We start from the raw sequence: 19,295 nt of genomic DNA, 5'->3' as shown, positions 1-19,295 counted from the left end.
GAAGCATTCATATGCGCTTGACGGCAAAGGGCAAATGCCAAAGAGTGTGTCATCGCCTTCCGGACGCTCCATGACAACGCATATTTCCGACATCGGGCCTGAAAAGGCGTTTGACGTAACCCATCGCAGTGTCCTTGCGATCGCGGTCCCAATGACGCTGGCGTTCCTGTCGACGCCCCTTCTGGGCGTCGTGGACACGGCGGTGATCGGTCGGCTCGGGGATGCGGCTTTGGTGGGCGGCATCGCCATCGGCGGGGTGATCTTCGACTTGGTGTTCACCACCTTCAATTTCCTGCGGTCCGGCACCACGGGGCTGACCGCGCAAGCCTACGGCGCCGACGACCAGAGCGAGATCAAGGCGACGTTTCTGCGCGCCCTGTTCATCGCCGCCGTCGCCGGGATCGCCGTCATTCTCCTGCAGGTGCCGTTTCTGGAAATCGGCCTGACCTTTCTGGGCGGCAGCGCGGATGTGCAGTCGGCCACCCGAAGGTATTTCGAGGTCCGCGTCTACAGCGCCCCGTTCCTGCTCGCCAATTACGCGATCCTCGGCTGGTTCCTGGGGCTGAGCCGTGCCGGGACCGGGCTGTTCCTGCAGCTTTTCCTGAACGGGCTCAACATCGCCTTGAGCATCTGGTTCGTCATGGGCCTCGGCTGGAGCATCGAGGGTGTCGCCGCCGCCACGGTTCTCAGCGAAGCCGCTACCTGCCTGGCCGGACTCCTGCTTATCCTGCGCACCGCCAGAGGCAGCGCCTGGCCTGTGTGGTCGGTCGTTTTCGACCGAAGGCTGCTCCTGCGCATGATGGCGATCAACCGCGACATCATGATCCGCTCCTTCAGCCTGCTGTTCGCCTTCGCCTTCTTTACCGCCCGCTCGGCGGACCAGGGCGATGTCCTTCTGGCAGCCAATGCGATCCTGGAGAAATTCTTCCTGGTGGGCGGCTATTTTCTCGACGGCCTGGCGACGGCGGTCGAACAGCTGGCAGGCCGGGCGGTCGGCGCACGCTATCGGCCGGCGTTCGACCGGGCAGTGAAACTCACCACGCTCTGGGGCTTTGCGCTGGCGCTCGGCCTCGCCCTTGTCTATTTCGCGGCCGGCCCACTGCTGGTCGATCTCATGACCGTTTCGCCTGGCGTGCGGGAACTCGGGCGCGTCTATCTGCCCTGGGCGGCGCTCACGCCCCTTTTCGGCGTGCTCGCCTTCCAGATGGACGGGGTCTTCATCGGCGCGACATGGTCCCGCGACATGCGCAACATGATGCTGTTGTCGCTGGCGATCTATATCGCCGCCTACTACACGCTGTTTCCGCTCATGGGAAACCACGGCCTGTGGTTGTCGCTGGAAATCTTCCTGGGCGCGCGCGGCATCAGCCTTGCCGCCATGTGCCGGCACCGCGCCAACCAGACCTTTCAGCCTGCTTAAAAGTCCAGACCGGCCCAGGCTTCCAGATTGGTGTCACGGGCCTCGGAAATGTGTTTAAGTCCATGCTGGTCGAGCTTCTCCGAGAGGCCTTTCAGGATCTCTCCGACGAGGCCGATGCCGTGATAGGTCAGGGACGAATAGAGCTGCAGCAGATCCGCGCCCGCAGTGATTTTCGTCCAGGCACTTTCCGCGCTGTCGATCCCGCCGACGCCGATGATCGGCAGGTCGGGACCGGCGAGCCGGCGCGCCTTGGCAAGCGCAATGGTGGATTTGCGGAACAGGGGCCGGCCGGACAACCCACCGGTTTCCTGTGCGGTCACCGTATCGGTCAGGCCGTCGCGCGCAACGGTCGTATTGGAGACGATCAACCCGTCGACGCATTTGGCCTGGATTTCCTCGATGATATCCTCCAGCGAGGCCTCGTCCACGTCCGGAGCGATCTTCAACAGGACCGGCACATGCCGACCCACGACCTGCATGCGCTCGTCCCGCGCGGTAATGACGCCGGTCAGAAGTTCGGCGAGCGCCTCGCGCGCCTGCAGGTCGCGCAGCCCTGGCGTGTTCGGCGAGGACACGTTGACGGTGAAATAGGAGGCGAGATCGGCGAAGGCGTGAATACCGGCCACGTAATCGGCGACGCGGTCCGTGGCATCCTTGTTGGCGCCGACATTGACGCCGACGATACCGGTCTGGCGTCTGCGCCCGTCCAGACGGCGACGCAGTGCCTCATGGCCTTCGTTGTTGAAGCCATAGCGGTTGATCACCCCCTGATCGGCGGGCAGACGGAATACGCGCGGCTTCGGATTTCCCGGCTGGGGCCTCGGCGTGACGGACCCGACCTCAGTAAAGCCGAAGCCGAGTTTCAACAGCGCATCGGGAACCTCACCGTTCTTGTCGAAACCCGCCGCCATGCCGACGGGATTGGGAAAGCGCAGATCCCAGAGCTGCACTTCCAGACGCGGATCGGCGGCGATCGGGCATTTCGGCATAAGACCGGTCTTCAACGCCTTGATGGTCAGGCCGTGGGCGGTTTCAGCGTCCAGAAAGTGAAGCCCGGCAAGAGCCAGTTTTTCAAACGGAGACGCGGTCATTGTCCAATGTCCGGAAAGACGTGCGCGCCATCGGGCCCGAGCGGCAGTGGCCGGACCCAGACGGCAAGCGATGTCGGCAGGTCGGCATAAAGATGCGGGAACAGGTCGCCCCCCCGCGACGGCTCCCATTTCAGATCCGGGCCCAGTGCATCCGCATCGAAGGCCGCAAGCAGCAGACCTTCCTGACCGGCGAAATGTTTGGCAGCTGTCTCTCGTGCCTGGTCCGCGGTAGAGAAGTGGATGAAGCCGTCGGCCAGATCCACCGGCGCACCCTTGAAGACGCCAAGCGCTTCGGCTTCCTGCCAGAGGTTTTCAGGTACAATCTTGAAAATCAGTCGCATGCGGGTCATGTCCTGGGAGTCGGGTTGCTCGCCCGTCTCCGCCACCGGAACCGGGCGGCGCGGACCCTATCGCCTGACGCACCGCAGAACAAGCGTGGGCAACGGCGTTCTCGGCTTTGACAGGGATTTTCACCCCGAACATAATTATGAAAGGTAACAATTCCCATCGTTTCAATGCGCGCCATAACCAAGCCAACAGGAGCCCGGATTGGGACTGCTTAGGAAGCTCCGCCCGGTCCTGATACCGGCCATTGTCCTGATTGCGGGAGCGAGCCTGCTTGCCTGGCTGCTTCTGGCCGATCCGCCGGAGCCGCCCACGCTCCGAAAGAGCGCCTCTGGCGAGACCGAGCCGCAAACCGCGTCTCCGTCCGACACCCGCAATACGATTGCCGCGCAGTCGGCGGTAACAAAGGAAGCCGCCGAATCGCCGCCGCCATTGCCGAGCGACATCCGCAATGTCTCTCCGGCAGGGATCAGCCCGCCCGAAGTCACCGGCAAGCTGACCCGTGTCAAGCCGTCGCAACGCCTGCTCGACCTGATCAATCCCCCCGTGGAACCGGTACCGGACGGCGAGTTCAAGCTGCAGCGTCCCAAGGTGATCGATGCCGGAACCCTCGGCACCGAGGATCTACTTGTCAGGATTGCCCATATCTCCCCCCTGAAGCCCGACGAAACCTGCGTTTCCCGTGTGGGGGGCACCTGGCCCTGCGGCACCCGCGCCCGGACCGCGCTGCGCGGCCTGATCCGCATGTTCACCATTGTCTGTCACAAGACCCAGGACCTCGGTCCACGGCAGATCGCGGCCACCTGCATCCGGCGCAAGACCGACATCGGCGAATGGCTCGTGCGCTACGGCTGGGCCGATCCGGCGGAAGATGCGCCGGAGACTTATCTGGAGCTCGCGGCGGAGGCGAAAAAGAACAAGCGGGGCAAGTGGCAAGCGGAATGGCTGAAGGATCTGCCGGAACCGGTTGCCGACCTGTCCCTGCCGGGACTTCCAACCGGCCTGCCCGACGAATTGCCGGATGACGGCAACAATATTCTGGTCAGCCCCCAGGACGGACCGTTGCCTTCCCTGGATCTGCGGGAAACGCTGCCGCCGAACGGCTGATGTCCACCCGGAACGCGAAAAGCCGCGCGAACCGCGCGGCTCAGACTGCTGACAAAGCTCTCCCCTCACCGTAGTCACCCCGGCCAAGCGAAAGCGCGAGCCGGGGCCGGCGAGGCAAAAGCTTCACCAATTCAATAAGATCAAGGTGACAAACACCTCGGCTCGCCGGTCCCGGATCTTCGCTCGCGCTTCGTCCGGGATGACTTAATCAGGGTTTGTCATCAACCTCAGCCGCGCGAACTGCGCGGCTTTTGCTATTGTGAGCAGTCGGAAAACCTGCCTTAAGCCGTCAGTTCGCCCTTCAACGCCTTTTCGATCAGCGTACGGGTTTCGTCGATGCCGTAGAGCGCGACGAAAGACCCGAAGCGCGGACCGCGTTCCTGGCCGAGCAGGACCTGATAGAGCGCCTGGAACCAGGCCACCGACACGCCGGGGCCGCCGTCCGGGCTCTTCTTGTTGTGGTCCTGATAACGCTCGATGGCACGGGCCACGTCAAGGGCCGCGTCCTGGATCACCGCGCCGTCCGCATCGGCGGGAAGGGCTGCCAGCTGGGCGTCCAGCTGTTCCAGCGCCGCCCGTTCCACCTCGTCCGGAGCGCGGAACGACTTGGTCGGTTTGACGAAATCGTCGAAGTAGCGGATCGCGTAGCCGACCAGCGCATCCAGCTCGGGATGATTTTCCGGCGTCACACCCGGTGCGTAGCGGGAGATGAAGGCCCACAGCACGTCCTTGTTCTCGGCATTGGAGGCCGAAACCAGGTTGAGCAGCATGGAGAACGGCACCGGCAGATCGATCGCCGGCACGTTACCGGAATGAATATGCCAGGCCGGGTTCCCCAACTGCTGTTCGATCGGCATCGACGGGTACTTCTGGGCGAAGGTGTAATATTCGTCGACTGCCTTCGGGATCACGTCGAAATAGAGCTTCTTGGCCGTGCGCGGCTTCTGGAACATGTAGAGCGAGAGGCTTTCCGTCGGCGCATAGGTCAGCCATTCATCGATGGTCAGGCCGTTGCCCTTGGACTTGGAGATCTTCTCGCCGTTCTCGTCCAGGAAGAGTTCGTAAACGTAATGCTCCGGCGGACGGCCGCCGAGTACCTGGCAGATCCGGTCGTAGACGGCCATGTTCGGGCCGTGGTCCTTGCCGAACATTTCGAAGTCGACATCGAGGGCTGCCCAGCGCGCACCGAAATCCGGCTTCCACTGCAGCTTCACATTGCCGCCGGTCACCGGCAGGGTAATGTCGGTGCCGTCTTCGTCGGCAAAGGTGATGGTGCCGTTTTTGGCGTCGACGTCCTTCATCGGCACATAGAGCACCCGGCCGGTCGTCGGCGAGATCGGCAGGAACGGGCTGTAGGTCGCCTGGCGCTCTGCACCGAGTGTGGGCAGCATGACATCCATGATCGCCTGGTATTTCTCCACGGCCTTCATGAGGATCGCGTCGAACTTGCCGGACTTGTAATACTCGGTCGCACTGGCGAATTCGTAATTGAAGCCGAACGTGTCCAGGAACCGACGCAGCATGGCGTTGTTGTGCGCGGCAAAGCTGTCGTAGTCGTCGCCGAACGGGTTCGGTACGGAGGTCAGCGGCTTGTGCAGATGCGGCTCCAGCATTGCCCGGTCGGGCACGTTTTCCGGGATCTTGCGCATGCCGTCCATGTCGTCGGAGAAGCACAGCAGCCGGGTCGGGATCTTGTCCTCGGTGATCAGCCGGAAGGCGGTGCGCACCATGGTTGTGCGGGCAACCTCGCCGAAGGTGCCGATGTGGGGCAGGCCCGAGGGGCCGTATCCTGTCTCGAACAGAACCGGCCGGCCCGGATCCCGTTTCTCGATCCGTTTGACCAGTTTACGCGCCTCTTCGAAGGGCCAGGCTTTGGAAACCCGGGCCGCCTCGACAAGATCTTGCGAGAGGTCAAGCGGTGGCAGGGATTGGTCGGTCATAGTGTGTTTTCAGTTCTGTTGAGGTGAAGAAATCCGCGCTGCGTGGCCTCAACGAAAGCCCGCAAGCCGCGGCGGTTGACGCGTAGAGCATAGCCGACGCAATGGTCAAGTGTCTTTTACCCGCAGGCGTGCGCCCCGAAGCGCTCCGTCGTGGCTGATAAAAGGGGCCTTCCGGTCACTCGTTTGTCGACCTTGTATGACTTGAAGTGCGATGCGTGACCGGGTACCACACGAAAAACCCAAAGCTGGCGACAAGGCAATACACTCAATGAGCGATACAATCAGCATCCAGGAAGCCCTGATCTACGTCATGGTAATCACATCGGCATCCGACGCCAGCATGACCGACAGCGAATTGGCAACCATCGGCGAAGTGGCCAAGACCCTTCCCGTGTTCCGTGATTATGATCCCGCGAATGTGCTGCCGGCAGCCCAGCGATGCGGCGAACGTCTCCAGGCCGAAGACGGCCTGATGGATGTGCTTGGCCTGGTGGCCGACACATTGCCGGTCCACCTGTTCGACACCGCCTATGCGCTGGCGGTCGAAGTTGCCGCCGCCGATCTCGGCGTTTCAAAGGAAGAACTGCGCATTCTCCAGCTGCTGCGCGACCGCTTCAACCTGGACAAACTGACGGTGGCTGCCATCGAGCGCGGTGCGATCGCCCGGCACCGGACGGTTTAAGCCACTTAATTCATACTCCGGATCGCGTCCGGCAGGTCGAGCGAAAAAGCGGGTATGGCCACGTCGAAGGTCGTCCCGTCCTGGCGCTCCATGCCGTAGCTGCCCTGCATGAAGCCGGAGTCCGTCGAAAGCGGACATCCGGACGAATATTCAAAGGTCTCGCCCGGACTGATCACCGGCTGTTCGCCGACAACACCCGCGCCGCGCACTTCTTCGACGCGGCCGAGGCCATCCATGATTTTCCAGTACCGGGTCTTGAGCTGAACCGGCTCATCGCCGTCATTGCGGATTTCGACCGCGTAGGCCCAAATGTACTCGTTTTCCTCCGGATTGGATTCGTCATCGAGATAATAAGGCTCGACGGAAACCTCAATTCGGTTGGTGACCGCGCGATACATTCCAAAACTCCAGTTGTCTCGTGCAGTTTGTCTCCCTGCCCGTCCTGCGCTTATAGGGCCGATGACGCATACGTGAAAGGGATCTGCAGCTCAAAGTCTCGATATTACGTAATGTGATTAGAGCATCGGGCGATAACTTTGAACCATTTGATGTCTGAAAGCAGTTCATTCGGCCAGGCGCGTCGCGAAGCGCGATGCGGTGTATCGTGCAAGCGGCGCAACGCAGTCGATGGGCTGCTTTCAGACACCCGAAGGGCCGGGCTCTTTTGCCCGATGACCGCGTTGGCCCGTGTTTTTGGGGCTCGCGCTTGTGGTGGGAAACACCACGGCACGCGACCCGCCTTGTCAGCAGACAAAAGCGCGCCGGTCAAATGTTTCAAGGTTAACGCCCGATGCTCTAAAAGAAAGCCGGTCCCAAGTTGAGAGAACCATGTTCGATAGCCGTCTGCGCCCCATGATCGATCCGCCGATGAATGCGGCCGGCAAACGCCTCGCCCGAACGGGGATCAGCGCCAACGCAGTCACGGTATCGGGTTTCGTCTTCGGCATGCTGGCGGCCGCCCTGATCGCCCTTGGCGCCCCGCTGGCAGGCCTCGTGTTCGTGCTCATCAACCGGATCGCCGACGGACTGGACGGCGCGGTCGCCAGGGTCAACGGCAAGACCGACCTGGGCGGTTATCTCGACATCACCCTCGACTTCTTCTTTTACGGGGCTGTGCCCTTTGCCTTCGCGGTCCTCGATCCGTCAAAGAACGCACTTGCCGCCACGGCCCTGCTCCTGAGCTTCTATGCCAATGGCGCGTCGTTCCTCGCCTTCGCGATCATGGCGGAAAAGCACGGACTGGAAACCGACCGGCAGGGGTCGAAATCGCTCTACTATCTGGGGGGGCTGGCCGAGGGCGCGGAAACCATCGGCGTCTTCATCCTCATGTGCCTGTGGCCGTCCGGCTTCGCGATACTCGCCTGGGCCTTCGCCGCCGTCTGCATCGTGTCCGCCGGCGCCCGGACCCTGATCGGTGTCCGGACGCTCAGGCGGAAGACCATATAAAGATCCGACGCGGGGCACTTTGTAACCTCTCCCATGGGGAGAGGTCGGGCGCAGCTCCGGGTGAGGGGTTTCGGAGCGCATTTGAGGCACCGCCGTGCCATAAGAAAGGTTCTATCCCCTCACCCTAGCCCTCTCCCCATGGGAGAGGGAATTTTGCTGCGGCTCCTGGCCTTCGCTGCCGATTACCTGATGGCGTCCAGCGCGCCCTGGATGTCTTCCAGAAGGTCTTCCGGATCTTCCAGACCGATGGACAAACGGAGCAGGCCATCGGAAATGTCGAGTTCCACCCTCGCCTCCTCGCCGATCGACTGGTGCGTCGTCGTGGCCGGATGGGTGATCAGGCTTTTTGCGTCACCGAGATTGTTGGAGATCTTCACGATCTCCAGCGCGTCGGTGAAACGGAACGCCGCCTCCTTGCCGCCGTCGATCTCGAAGGCGAGCATGGTCGAACCGCCGCGCATCTGCCGCTTCGCAACTTCCGCCTGCAGATGATCGTCCCGGCCGGGATAAATCAGCCGCGAGACCGCGGACTGCCCGGCAAGGAAATCGGCGATGCGGCCGGCGGTAGCGGTTTGCCGTTCGACCCGCAGAGGGAGTGTTTCCAGACCTTTCAGGAGCACCCAGGCATTGAACGGGCTCATGTGCGGCCCGGTGTGCTTGACGAAGGGCATCACTTCGTCGGCAATCCATTCCTCATCGGACAGCACGATGCCCCCGAGACAGCGCCCCTGGCCGTCGATGTGCTTGGTTGCCGAATAGACGACCACATCGGCGCCCAGGGTGAGCGGCGCCTGAAAGATCGGGGTGGCGAAGACATTGTCCACGATCAGCCGGGCACCGACCGAATGGGCGATCTCGGCCACCGCCGCAATATCGATCACTTCCAGCGTCGGGTTGGTCGGGCTTTCCAGGAACAGGGCCGCCGTGTTCGGCTTCACCGCCGCCTTCCACTGGTCGAGATCGGTGCCGTCGACCAGGGTCGATTCAACGCCGTAACGCGGCAGCAGCGTTTCGACGATATAGCGGCAGGAACCGAACAGGGCCTTGGCGGCGACCACGTGATCGCCCGCCTTGACCGAAGCCATCAGCGCCAGATTGACCGCTGCCATACCGCTGGCGGTCGCCCGCGCGGCCTCCGCGCCTTCCAGCGCCTTCATCCGGTCCTCGAACATGGCTGTCGTCGGATTGGCGTAGCGGGAATAGACGAAGCCCGGATCCTCGCCGTTGAACCGGGCCTCTGCCGCTTCGGCGCCCGCATAGATGAAGCCCTGCGTCAGAAAAAGCGCTTCGGATGTCTCGCCGTATTGAGAGCGGGAGGTTCCGCCGTGAACCAGTTCCGTTGCCGGACGCCAGGTCTTCTTCGCTTTCGTGTCGTTGGTCGTCATAAAAATTACCCCAAAATGCAAAAACCCCGGCCTGGACCGGGGTTTTTACAACCCGGCCTTTTTAGCGACTTGTTTAACGTGGCTGCAAGCCGGCCGGCCCAAATCACCACGAATTTGGTTCACGCATAGGGTAAAAAACCGTACACGTCAAATAGCGCAAAGCGAATACATGTTGGCCTCGGGAAGCCGATCCGCTAAGCACGGGATATAGGGAACGCATTGAAACGGGAAGAGCTGATGACAGCGGCACCGACGGGCATTTTGCCGGCGCATACGATCGAAGCGATGTTCGGCGACAACACGATCTTCGCCGAAAACGCTCCGGTGAAAGGACAGATCCAGCCGGCAAGCCTCGACCTGCGCCTGGGCCATACCGCCTATCGGGTCCGCGCCAGCTTCCTGCCCGGGCCAGAGGCCACGGTTGCCGAAAAGCTCGAAGCGCTGGAACTTCACGCTTTCAATATCTCCGAGGGCGCGGTTCTGGAAACCGGCTGCGTCTATATCGTTCCGCTGCAGGAAAACCTTGCCCTTTCGGCAGATATTTCGGCGACCGCCAATCCGAAAAGTTCGACCGGCCGGTTGGACGTCTTCACCCGTGTGATCGCCGATCACGGGCTTGCCTTCGACACGGTGCCTGCCGGCTACAGCGGCCCGCTTTACGCGGAAATCTCGCCGCTGACCTTTCCGATCCTGGTGCGCGCCGGTTCGCGTCTCAGCCAGATCCGCTTCCGCCGCGGCCTTGCGACCGTATCCGATGAAGCCCTGCTCAAGGTGCACAGCGAACACACGCTGGTTTCCGGCGGCAACGAGCGCATCGGCGGCGGTGTCCAGCTTTCCATCGACCTGGAGGGCGAAGGCGAAGGCAGCCTGGTCGGTTACCGCGCCAAGCACCATTCCGGCCTGATCGACGTCGACCTGCCGGGCGAAAAGGACCCGCTCGACTACTGGGAGCCGATCTACCGGCGCGGTACTGCCGAACTGATCCTCGACCCGAACGAATTCTACATCCTGGTCAGCCAGGAAGCGGTCCATGTGCCACCGGACTATGCGGCGGAAATGGTGCCTTTCGATGCGCTGGTCGGCGAGTTCCGCGTCCATTACGCCGGCTTCTTCGATCCCGGCTTCGGCCATGCGGGCGCCGGCGGCATCGGGTCTCGCGCCGTCCTGGAAGTGCGCTCCCACGACGTGCCCTTCATCGTCGAACACGGGCAGACGGTCGGCCGGCTGGTCTACGAAAAAATGGCGGAGCGGCCGAAGCAGCTCTACGGCGAGGGCATCGGCTCGAACTATCAGGGCCAGGCGCTGAAGCTTTCCAAGCATTTCAAGGTGCCCGCGTAACGCGGCATGGACCTCTACACAATCACAAGCGAAGCCACCGGCGAGCTGGAAGACCGCAAGTCCCGGTTTCTGGCGTTTCTCGTGCCCTATGGCGCGTTTCCGGCCCGGCTGGAGGCGTTGCGCAAGGAACACCGCAAGGCGAACCATTTCGTCACCGCCCACCGGCACCTTCTGGAGGACGACCGGATCGAGGAGAGCGGCAAGGACGACGGCGAGCCTGCAGGCACTTCAGGTATGCCGACGCTCAAGGTCCTGCAGGGCGCGAAGCTGATCGAGGCGGGCGTCATCGTGGTGCGCTATTTCGGCGGCGTGAAACTCGGCGGCGGCGGGCTGGCGCGGGCCTATTCAGGGGCTGCAGCAGATGCGATTGCCAATGCGACGCTGGTCCCGTTCCAAAAGCTTGCCCGCAAAACGATCAGCGCGGAGTTCGCCAAGAGTTCGGACCTGGAACGGCAGGTGGAAACGCTCGGTCTCACCGTGATTTCACGCGATTATACCGCGACCGGAGTGACGCTTGCGGTCGAGGGGCCGGAAGACCTGATTGAACAGGTCTAGTGTGCGCTGGAAAACAATGCCTACTGGCTCGCAGCACCATCGAGCACGTGGATGCACAGGCCGGGACCGACATGCATAAGCACCTTGTCCGTAAGCTCAAAGCCGCCACCCGCCATGCCGCCAACCACAGAGAAAACGAGATCGCTAACCATTCGCGCCTCAATGTCCGAAAACGGATAATCCTTCTCGCGCTCTAGAACGGTCTTCGCGACCGTCGGCCCCAGTTGGGATTGCAGCTCATCCACATCGGTCTGGCTGGAAAGTTGAAAGCGGTTCATCAGACCCAACACAATGGCCGCGTTTTCCACGACGTTCTTGCATACGTAGAAGCGAAACTGCCAGTCATTGAGGCGCTTCACGGGAATTCCCTGCGCGGCGACGGGCAATGACTGACCGAGTCCGATGGCAAGAGCCAGAATTGCGATGATAACTCTTCTCAATTCAGGGAACCGCGCCTTTGCGGCCGACTGAAAACATTCGATCAATTCACTGCCCCCGGTTCAATCCCATGTGCGGCTTGACCATTTCCCGGACCGGCCGCATAGCCGTGAAAGACCATACAAATTTTGCTCCCGGCATAACAGCCTGAGATTGAGAAAATCTTCGGTGCCAATCAGAAATCGGCTTCAGACGTGATCAGGCCCGTTCCAGCAGCCAGTCCCGCACCTGCTTTGCCGGGTCCGAAAGGGCCCTCGTCTTGTGCCAGACGACGTAGAACGCCTTGCCGGTCTTCAGGGTGTGATCCGTTACCCGCTGAAGCAGACCGGCGCCGACCATGTGCTCGGTCAGATGGTTCCAGCCAAGCGCGATCCCCTGCCCCTCGATGGCTGCCTGCATGACCAGTGCGTAGTCGTTGATCACCAGTCCGCGTAAGGGGCGCGGTGCCTGCACGCCCGCGCTTGCGAGCCAATCGGCCCAGTCGATGGCGTCACGATAGGGCTCCTCAAGATGGATCAGGCGATGGCTGAGCAATTCCTCAGGCGTGTTCGGCAGGCCCGCGATTTCCTCGTAACGGGTGCCGGCGACCGCGATGATTTCCTCCTCGGCCAGAAAGGCGCAATCGTATTCCGGCCAGTCCTCGGGCTGGCCGCCGCGTATGCCGAGCGGAATGCCTTCCGTCAGAAGGTCCAGGTCCCGGTCGGCGCTCTGGAGGCGCAGCTCGATGTCCGGCAGATCGTTCCGGATGCGCTGCAGCTTGGGCATCATCCAGAAGGATGCAAAGGCAGTGGACCCGGCCAGTGTGACGTGGGTTTCGGTCGCAAAGGAGCGCAGCTCTTCCGCGGATTTTCGAATGTGGGACAGGCCCAGGGTCACATCTGCGAAAAACCGCCGCCCCGCGTCGGTCAGGACGACCTTCCTGTGCTCACGCCGGAAGAGGCTGACGCCCAGTTGCGCTTCCAGGGAACGGATCGCCTGGGAGACGGCGGCCTGGCTCATGCCGAGTTCCCGTCCGGCGGCGGTGAAACTTTGCAGCCGGCCGGCTGTTTCGAATACGATCAGGGCGCCCGCGGAGGGGACGAGGAAACGCAAGCTTCGCATAAGTCCAGCTTATCTGACTAATTAGAATTTTCCAGCTTCACCGCGCATTTTTCCGCTCCTAGGCTGAACCGGTCAGCGAAGGAGATGCGCCATGGAACCGTTGCGGAGCGTCGACGAAAACACCCTGCTTGCCCCACGCCGCACAAGGGAAGGCGGCCGTCAGGGCAGAAGGGGGAAACGCGCGACCCCGTCCCAGGCGCTGCACCGGCCGTTCATTGTCCGCAACATTCCGCCCTATGAGGTTCTATCAGAAGAAAATCTTATGCGGATCGAGGCCGCCGCCGACCGGATCCTGGCTGAGGTCGGGATCGAGTTCCGCGGCGATGACGAGACGCTGGCGCTGTGGCGGAACGCCGGCGCCGATGTCTCCGGAGAGCTGGTCCGGTTCGAGCCGGGGATGCTCCGGGAGATCCTGAAGACAGCACCTCCGGAATTCACCCAGTTGGCCCGCAACCGGGAAAACAGCGTCCGGATCGGCGACAGGAATGTCGTCTTCGCCCCCGCCTACGGGTCGCCCTTCGTCATGGACCTGGACAAGGGACGACGTTACGGCACGCTGGAGGACTTCCGGAACTTCATCAAGCTGGCCCAGAGCTCGCCCTGGCTGCACCATTCCGGCGGAACGATCTGCGAGCCGGTCGACGTGCCGGTCAACAAGCGCCACCTCGACATGGTCTACAGCCATATCCGCTATTCCGACCGGCCGTTCATGGGCTCCGTGACCACCGACGACCGGGCGCAAGACTGCATCGACATGTGCCGCATCCTGTACGGCGAACAGACGGTCGCGGACAACTGCGTCATCCTCGGCAATGTCAACGTGAACTCGCCGCTCGTCTGGGACGGCATGGCGACGAAGGTGATCCGGACCTATGCGCGTGCCAATCAGGCCGCCGTGATTGTGCCCTTCATCCTGGGCGGCGCCATGGGGCCGGTGACCAATGCGGGCGCGATCGCCCAGGCGCTGGCGGAAACCATGGCCGGCTGCGCCCTGACCCAGCTGGAGCGGCCCGGCGCGCCGGTGATCTTCGGCAACTTCCTGTCGTCCATTGCGCTGCGCTCCGGTTCGCCCACCTTCGGCACGCCGGAGCCGGCGGTCGGATCGCTGGTGGTGGGCCAGCTTGCCCGCCGGCTCAAGCTTCCGTTGCGCTGCTCGGGGAATTTCACCACCTCCAAGCTGCCCGATGCACAGGCCATGACCGAGGGGACCATGTCCATGCTCGCCGCCGTAGAGTGCGGCGCGAATTTCATCCTGCATTCGGCCGGGTTCCTCGACGGGCTCCTGTCCATGTCCTACGAGAAATTCGTCATGGACACGGACCTGTGCGGCGCGCTGCACACCTATCTCGACGGCGTTGTCGTGGACGACAATTCACTGGCGCTCGACGCCTTTTCCGAAGTCGGCCCCGGCAACCATTTCTTCGGTTGCGCCCATACCATGGCCAACTATCAGACGGCCTTCTGGGATTCCGACATGGCCGACAATGAGCCTTTCGAGAAATGGTCGGATGCCGGATCGGTCGACGCGGCGACCCGCGCCAACCGCCTCTGGAAGAAGCGGCTTCAGGACTATCAAGCTCCGGAAATCGATGGCAGTGTTGACGAAGCCCTACAAGCTTTTGTCGCTCAGAAGAAAGCCTCGGTGGAAGACCAGTGGTACTGAGGTCTTATTGAAGCCGTCAAGCCGGAGACGAAGGTAGATAATGTCGAACGATCCGCTGCTCCAGCCGTTTCAGCTCAAGCACCTGACCTTCAAGAACCGCATCATGTCGACGGCCCACGAGCCGGCTTATGCGGAAGACGGCATGCCGAAGGAGCGCTACCGGCTCTATCACGCGGAAAAGGCCAAGGGCGGCATCGCCATGACCATGACGGCGGGCTCCGCGCTTGTGTCCCGCGACAGCCCGGCCGCCTTCGGCAACCTGCACGCCTATGACGACCGGATCGTGCCGTGGCTGAAGGACCTGGCCGATCACTGCCACGAATACGACTGCAAGGTGATGATCCAGCTCACGCACCTCGGCCGCAGGACCGGGTGGAACACGGACGACTGGCTGCCCGTGCTCGCGCCCTCTCTTGTTCGGGAAGCAGCGCACCGCTCGTTTCCCAAGGTGGCCGAAGACTGGGACATCGAACGGATCATCGGCGACTATGCGGCGGCAGCCGGACGGATGAAGGCCGCGGGTCTCGATGGCTTCGAAATCGAAGCTTACGGCCATCTTCTCGACAGTTTCTGGTCGCCGGCGACCAACTTTCGCGACGACGATTACGGCGGCTCACTGGACAACCGCCTGCGCTTCACCTGGCGCGTCATAGACGCGATCCGCAAGGAGGTCGGTCCGGACTTCATCGTCGGCATTCGTATGGTCGCCGACGAGGACTGGGACAAGGGCCTTTCCCGCGACGAGGGCGTGGAGATCGCCCGGCGGATTGCTGCGAGCGGCAGCTTCGACTTCATCAACCTGATACGCGGGCATATCGACAGCGACGCAGCGCTTTCAAAGGTGATCCCGATCCAGGGGATGCGGTCAGCGCCCCATCTCGATTTCGCAGGAGAGGTGCGCTCGGCAACGAAGTTCCCGGTGTTCCACGCTGCCCGGATCGCCGATGTCGCGACCGCACGGCATGCGGTCGCCGAGGGCAAGCTCGACATGGTCGGCATGACCCGCGCCCATATCGCCGATCCGCATATCGTCGCCAAGATCACGCGCGGCGAGGAAGCCCGGATCCGCCCCTGCGTCGGCGCCACCTATTGCCTCGACCGGATCTACGAGGGAGGCGGGGCACTGTGCATCCACAACGCGGCGACGGGGCGCGAGGCCGCAATCCCCCACGTGATTTCCAAAAGCGAAACGCCGGGCAAGCGTGTCGTTATCGTCGGCGCGGGGCCGGCCGGCCTGGAAGCGGCACGGGTCGCCGCCGAACGGGGCCACGCGGTCACGGTGCTGGAAGCCTCCGGCCGCGCCGGCGGGCAGATCAACCTTCTTGCCCAGAACCCGCGTCGGAAGGAAATGATCGGCATCGTCGACTGGCGGCTTGAGGAACTGGACCGGCTCGGCGTGGAGATCCGCTACGACACTTATGCGGAAAGCGGTGACGTGCTGGCGCTCGAACCGGACGTGGTCATCGTCGCCTCCGGCGGCATCCCGCAAAACCCGCCGCTGGAGGCCGGAGACGATCTGGTCGTGTCCTCCTGGGATATCATCGGCGGTACGGTGAAACCGGCCGGCAACGTTCTCGTCTTTGACGATTCCGGCGGGCATCAGGGCATGTCCGCCACCGAGATGATCGCCAATGCCGGTGCTTCCCTGGAACTCATTACGCCGGAACGTTTCTTCGCCCCGGAAATCGGCGGGCTGAACCATGTGCCCTACATGAAGACCTTCCAGGAAAAGGGCGTCCGGATCACGATCAACACCCGGCTGACCGCCGTCCGGCGCGACGGCAACGGCCTCGTCGCAACGCTCGGGTCCGACTATGCCGACAGCTGGTCGGAGGAGCGGCAGGTGGATCAGGTGGTCGTCGAACACGGCACATGGCCCATGGACGAGCTTTACTTCGACCTGAAGCCGCTGTCGTCCAATCTCGGCGCGGTGGATTACGACAAGCTGGTCATGGGCGGGGACGTGTTTCCGAACGCCTCAGACGACGGCAAATTCATCCTGTACCGCATCGGCGACGCGGTCTCGGCCCGCAATATCCATGCGGCCATCTATGACGCGCTCCGCCTCGGGATACGCTGGTAAGGCTGTCGAGGCTCAAGACGCGGGGGCATTTTCTCACCTGCTCTAAGCCGTTCAATTCGCTGGAACAACAAGCTTTACCGCCTCCGCTTCCAGTGCCGTCCATAGGCCGACGAGCATCTCTTTCTGACGGCCGCGGATGGCGACGGTCTCCGTGCGCGGGGCATGCAGGTCGGCACCTGCCTCGTGAGCGGCGGCCTCCATCAGTTCCGAAGACATGGCGACAAGGGAGCCATGTTCCTTTGCCACCTCCATCAGGCGGCTTGCCACATTGACGCAATCGCCGGTCACGGTGATCTGCTGCTGGTGCTCGTGGCCAAGGCGCGACAGCACCACCGGGCCGAAATGTACACCGGCACGCAAGGCACCTGTCCCCGACCTCAAACCGGTACCGGCCATCCATTTGCCGACCTCGCGGACAAGATCGAAGGTACATTGCCATGCATTGACCGCATCCTTCAGTCCCGGGTCGGGAATCCCGAAGCAGATCATGGCGCCATCGCCCATGAAGGACATGGCTAGGCCGTGGTGGCGTTCGGTCTCGTTGACCACGATCGTATGAAACGCCTGAAGAAATTCCCGCGTTCGGGCAGGTCCCATCCGCTCGCTCAGGCCGGTATAACCGGCCAGATCGACAAAAAGCACGGCCGCATCCTGCTCACTCGGTTCCCGCAGAAAAGACGGATCCTCGGCAATGCGCCGTGCCAGTTCGGGCGCCTGAAACCGGCTGAGGGCGTCCTGAGCGGTCTCAAGCCGTCGCATCTGGTAGCGGTCGAAGACCTGGCGGAGGATGGCAAGGCCGATGACCGGCGGCACACTTGCCGCGAGCGGCAACGCCGCGCTGAACCAGTAACCGTCCCCAAGCAGAAGCGTCGCCGCGGCCAGCCAGCCGCACAGGGTCAGGACGAAAAGAACGGAGGCGACCGCGAGCGGAAGAAAAGCCGCCGCTGCCATACCCGCAACCGTGATCAGGAGAGCCGCCGCCACATCGGCCTTCCGAACCAAACCATCCCGGATCAGCGCCGATCCATCCATCAGATTGGAGACCCCGGTCGCCAGCACCTCGACGCCCGGCAGGATCTGATCGAAGGGCGTGCTGAACCGGTCGCCGACGCCGGTCGCCGTCGCGCCCAGCAGAACGAGGCGGTCCTTGACGGCGGCGGCCGCCCCCGGCGTCCCGTCGAAAAGGTCCTGTGCGCTTACGGTCCGGACGGTTCCCATCGGGCCGTAGTAGTTCAGCGGGAGATGCCAGCCGAGATCGAGCGGTTGAACCCCGCCCGGAAGTCGAACGCCCCCGGCGGTCAATGCGGGCATGTCTCCCAGATAAAGGCCCAGCGCGCGCAGGCTGAGGGACGGTTCCGGCCCCTCGGGCGTCATGAACAGGAGCGGAATGTGCCGCGGCGTGCCGCCCGCGTCGGCTGCGACATTGACGAGCCCGACGGATGCAGACGTCGCAAACTCCGGCAGCGGGGGCAGGATGCTATCCGGCGCGGGGATTGCGGAAACGGGCCGATTATCGTCCTTGAAGACGCCCGCCGCGGCGATGACGCTCGGCAGACTGCCGAGGGCCGAGGTCAGTCCGGCATCCGCTGCGTCATCGGTGTTTCCGACCAGCAGCATGTCGATGCCGAGCGCCTTGGCGCCGGCGTTCCGTATTTTTCCGATGAGTTCCGCCAGACGGTCCCGCCCGATCGGATAGCGTCCCGCCTTGGTAATGGTCTCGTCATCGATCCCGACAATGACCACTTCCGGCGGCGCCGGACGCGGGCCGACCGCCAGAATGCGCATGTCGAGCAGCACGGTTTCCGCCCGGTCGATGGGGCTGGCAAGCCCCGCCAGATGCCGTTGCCCGAGCCAGCCTGCCCAGGCAACGCCAACAAGCAGGGCGAGCGCGACGAACCAGTAGGGCAGGCTTGATTTCATCGAGCGAAGCGGGCGAGCAGCCTATCGACCTTTTCCTGGGGCCAGCGCTTCACGACCAGCGGTTCAGCCGTCGTCACCGTAACGCCTTCGCCTGCGCCAAGTGCGACCGCTTCCGATCCGTCGGGACGGGAAACGCCGACTTCGCCACGCACCACGAAGACGGAGGTCACCCCGTCTTCCACATCGACCGCATAGACCGTTCCGCGTACGGCTGCGATCGCCTGGGGCGTCAGGATCTGAAACGGCCCGCTGCCGGGCTCGACCTCGACCAGAACGCCTTTACCGGAGAGTTCCACCGCGACCGGCCGGCCGGGGGCTCCGGAACCGGTGATCGCAAGTGCCGCGGCCGCCTCGGCCTCAAGAACCAGCCCGCCCGGGCACGTATAGACGACCCGCGCGGGATCGGTCAGTTCGCTGCGGACGCAACCGTTGACCTGCTGCGCCATGCCCGCCGACAGAGCAATGGCGATAAAACACGTCACGGCCATAAAGAGAGTGAGAATTCGCATTGGTATCAGTTCCTTGAAAAGTTTTTCGGAATTTCCCCGTCAAACTGCCAAACCCGGCAATGACCACGCACCCTCATCTTTGCATCGGCTCAATATACGGACATAAAAGCACAGCGATTAAACGGTAACGATACAATCATAGAGGAAAAGGTGCGGAGCCGCCGCCTCATTTTCAAGGCGCTGGACGCGGAAGCATGCGAGACCGCACCGCATTTACCCGTTTCCGCAGCGAAATTTACGTCTCGGCACCGATCACGAACCGATAACACATT

Annotated in this window: 17 protein-coding genes and 1 riboswitch; of the genes, 8 read left to right on the top strand and 9 right to left on the bottom strand. The window is 62.7% G+C overall.

Annotation, left to right across the window (positions count from 1 at the left end):
- Positions 1-70: 70 nt before the first annotated feature.
- The gene (locus ACN0SO_RS07935) at positions 71-1,420 is read left to right on the top strand and encodes an MATE family efflux transporter (RefSeq protein ID WP_417676286.1); all 1,350 of its coding nucleotides are present in this window, start codon (positions 71-73) and stop codon (positions 1,418-1,420) included.
- On the opposite strand, the gene ACN0SO_RS07930 is transcribed toward ACN0SO_RS07935, so the two are convergent.
- Both ACN0SO_RS07930 and ACN0SO_RS07925 read right to left on the bottom strand, forming a co-directional pair.
- Entirely contained in the window at positions 1,417-2,511 is a 1,095-nt protein-coding gene (locus tag ACN0SO_RS07930; RefSeq protein ID WP_417676284.1) for a quinone-dependent dihydroorotate dehydrogenase, read from the bottom strand. The genes ACN0SO_RS07935 and ACN0SO_RS07930 overlap by 4 nt on opposite strands.
- The gene (locus tag ACN0SO_RS07925; RefSeq protein ID WP_417676282.1) at positions 2,508-2,852 is read right to left on the bottom strand and encodes a DUF952 domain-containing protein; all 345 of its coding nucleotides are present in this window, start codon (positions 2,850-2,852) and stop codon (positions 2,508-2,510) included. The genes ACN0SO_RS07930 and ACN0SO_RS07925 overlap by 4 nt, the downstream gene beginning before the upstream one ends.
- A 208-nt stretch (positions 2,853-3,060) precedes the next feature.
- Here ACN0SO_RS07925 and ACN0SO_RS07920 point away from each other — a divergent pair, with 208 nt between their 5' ends.
- Complete coding sequence (locus ACN0SO_RS07920) at positions 3,061-3,963, top strand: thermonuclease family protein (protein ID WP_417676280.1); 903 nt, start codon at positions 3,061-3,063, stop codon at positions 3,961-3,963.
- Positions 3,964-4,244: 281 nt separating this feature from the next.
- On the opposite strand, the gene ACN0SO_RS07915 is transcribed toward ACN0SO_RS07920, so the two are convergent.
- Entirely contained in the window at positions 4,245-5,903 is a 1,659-nt protein-coding gene (locus ACN0SO_RS07915) for a lysine--tRNA ligase (RefSeq protein ID WP_417676278.1), read from the bottom strand.
- Positions 5,904-6,171: 268 nt separating this feature from the next.
- On the opposite strand from ACN0SO_RS07915, the gene ACN0SO_RS07910 reads away from it, so the two are divergent.
- Positions 6,172-6,585 carry a tellurite resistance TerB family protein gene (locus ACN0SO_RS07910; protein ID WP_417676276.1) on the top strand — a complete coding sequence of 138 codons (414 nt, stop codon included), beginning with the start codon at positions 6,172-6,174 and terminating at the stop codon, positions 6,583-6,585.
- A gap of 5 nt (positions 6,586-6,590) precedes the next feature.
- Here the strand turns inward: ACN0SO_RS07910 and apaG are convergent, their stop codons facing one another.
- Positions 6,591-6,983: a Co2+/Mg2+ efflux protein ApaG gene (gene apaG / locus ACN0SO_RS07905; protein ID WP_417676274.1), complete on the bottom strand. Its 393-nt coding sequence runs from the start codon at positions 6,981-6,983 to the stop codon at positions 6,591-6,593.
- A gap of 430 nt (positions 6,984-7,413) precedes the next feature.
- Between apaG and ACN0SO_RS07900 the strand changes: the two genes are divergently transcribed.
- Positions 7,414-8,031: a CDP-alcohol phosphatidyltransferase family protein gene (locus ACN0SO_RS07900; RefSeq protein WP_417676272.1), complete on the top strand. Its 618-nt coding sequence runs from the start codon at positions 7,414-7,416 to the stop codon at positions 8,029-8,031.
- A 182-nt stretch (positions 8,032-8,213) separates the two neighbouring features.
- Here the strand turns inward: ACN0SO_RS07900 and ACN0SO_RS07895 are convergent, their stop codons facing one another.
- On the bottom strand, positions 8,214-9,416 hold the full coding sequence (locus tag ACN0SO_RS07895; RefSeq protein ID WP_417676270.1) for an O-succinylhomoserine sulfhydrylase: 1,203 nt from the start codon (positions 9,414-9,416) through the stop codon (positions 8,214-8,216).
- A gap of 40 nt (positions 9,417-9,456) precedes the next feature.
- Positions 9,457-9,536: riboswitch (SAM riboswitch) on the bottom strand.
- Between the two features lie 117 nt (positions 9,537-9,653).
- On the opposite strand from ACN0SO_RS07895, the gene ACN0SO_RS07890 reads away from it, so the two are divergent.
- Positions 9,654-10,754 carry a 2'-deoxycytidine 5'-triphosphate deaminase gene (locus ACN0SO_RS07890; protein WP_417676268.1) on the top strand — a complete coding sequence of 367 codons (1,101 nt, stop codon included), beginning with the start codon at positions 9,654-9,656 and terminating at the stop codon, positions 10,752-10,754.
- A gap of 6 nt (positions 10,755-10,760) precedes the next feature.
- Complete coding sequence (locus tag ACN0SO_RS07885; RefSeq protein WP_417676266.1) at positions 10,761-11,309, top strand: YigZ family protein; 549 nt, start codon at positions 10,761-10,763, stop codon at positions 11,307-11,309.
- A gap of 20 nt (positions 11,310-11,329) precedes the next feature.
- Here the strand turns inward: ACN0SO_RS07885 and ACN0SO_RS07880 are convergent, their stop codons facing one another.
- A complete protein-coding gene (locus tag ACN0SO_RS07880) occupies positions 11,330-11,794 on the bottom strand; it encodes a hypothetical protein (RefSeq protein WP_417676264.1) in 465 nt (154 codons plus the stop codon).
- A 151-nt stretch (positions 11,795-11,945) separates the two neighbouring features.
- A complete protein-coding gene (locus ACN0SO_RS07875; RefSeq protein WP_417676262.1) occupies positions 11,946-12,848 on the bottom strand; it encodes a LysR substrate-binding domain-containing protein in 903 nt (300 codons plus the stop codon).
- Positions 12,849-12,939: 91 nt separating this feature from the next.
- On the opposite strand from ACN0SO_RS07875, the gene ACN0SO_RS07870 reads away from it, so the two are divergent.
- Together ACN0SO_RS07870 and ACN0SO_RS07865 are read left to right on the top strand one after the other, a co-directional pair.
- Complete coding sequence (locus tag ACN0SO_RS07870; RefSeq protein ID WP_417676260.1) at positions 12,940-14,511, top strand: trimethylamine methyltransferase family protein; 1,572 nt, start codon at positions 12,940-12,942, stop codon at positions 14,509-14,511.
- A 37-nt stretch (positions 14,512-14,548) separates the two neighbouring features.
- The gene (locus tag ACN0SO_RS07865) at positions 14,549-16,594 is read left to right on the top strand and encodes an FAD-dependent oxidoreductase (RefSeq protein WP_417676423.1); all 2,046 of its coding nucleotides are present in this window, start codon (positions 14,549-14,551) and stop codon (positions 16,592-16,594) included.
- A gap of 51 nt (positions 16,595-16,645) precedes the next feature.
- Here ACN0SO_RS07865 and ACN0SO_RS07860 read toward each other — a convergent pair whose 3' ends face one another.
- Both ACN0SO_RS07860 and ACN0SO_RS07855 read right to left on the bottom strand, forming a co-directional pair.
- Positions 16,646-18,514, bottom strand: coding sequence for a CHASE2 domain-containing protein (locus ACN0SO_RS07860; RefSeq protein ID WP_417676258.1), 1,869 nt, complete (start codon positions 18,512-18,514; stop codon positions 16,646-16,648).
- On the bottom strand, positions 18,511-19,023 hold the full coding sequence (locus ACN0SO_RS07855) for a FecR domain-containing protein (RefSeq protein ID WP_417676256.1): 513 nt from the start codon (positions 19,021-19,023) through the stop codon (positions 18,511-18,513). Before ACN0SO_RS07855 ends, ACN0SO_RS07860 begins: the two co-directional genes overlap by 4 nt.
- Between the last annotated feature and the right edge of the window lie 272 nt (positions 19,024-19,295).

Origin of the sequence: Roseibium sp. (assembly GCF_048260565.1) — a bacterium.
In the GTDB taxonomy this organism is placed as follows: Bacteria; Pseudomonadota; Alphaproteobacteria; order Rhizobiales; family Stappiaceae; genus Roseibium.
Note: the sequence above shows the minus strand (reverse complement) of the source record. Positions and strands in the feature narration are given on the sequence as shown.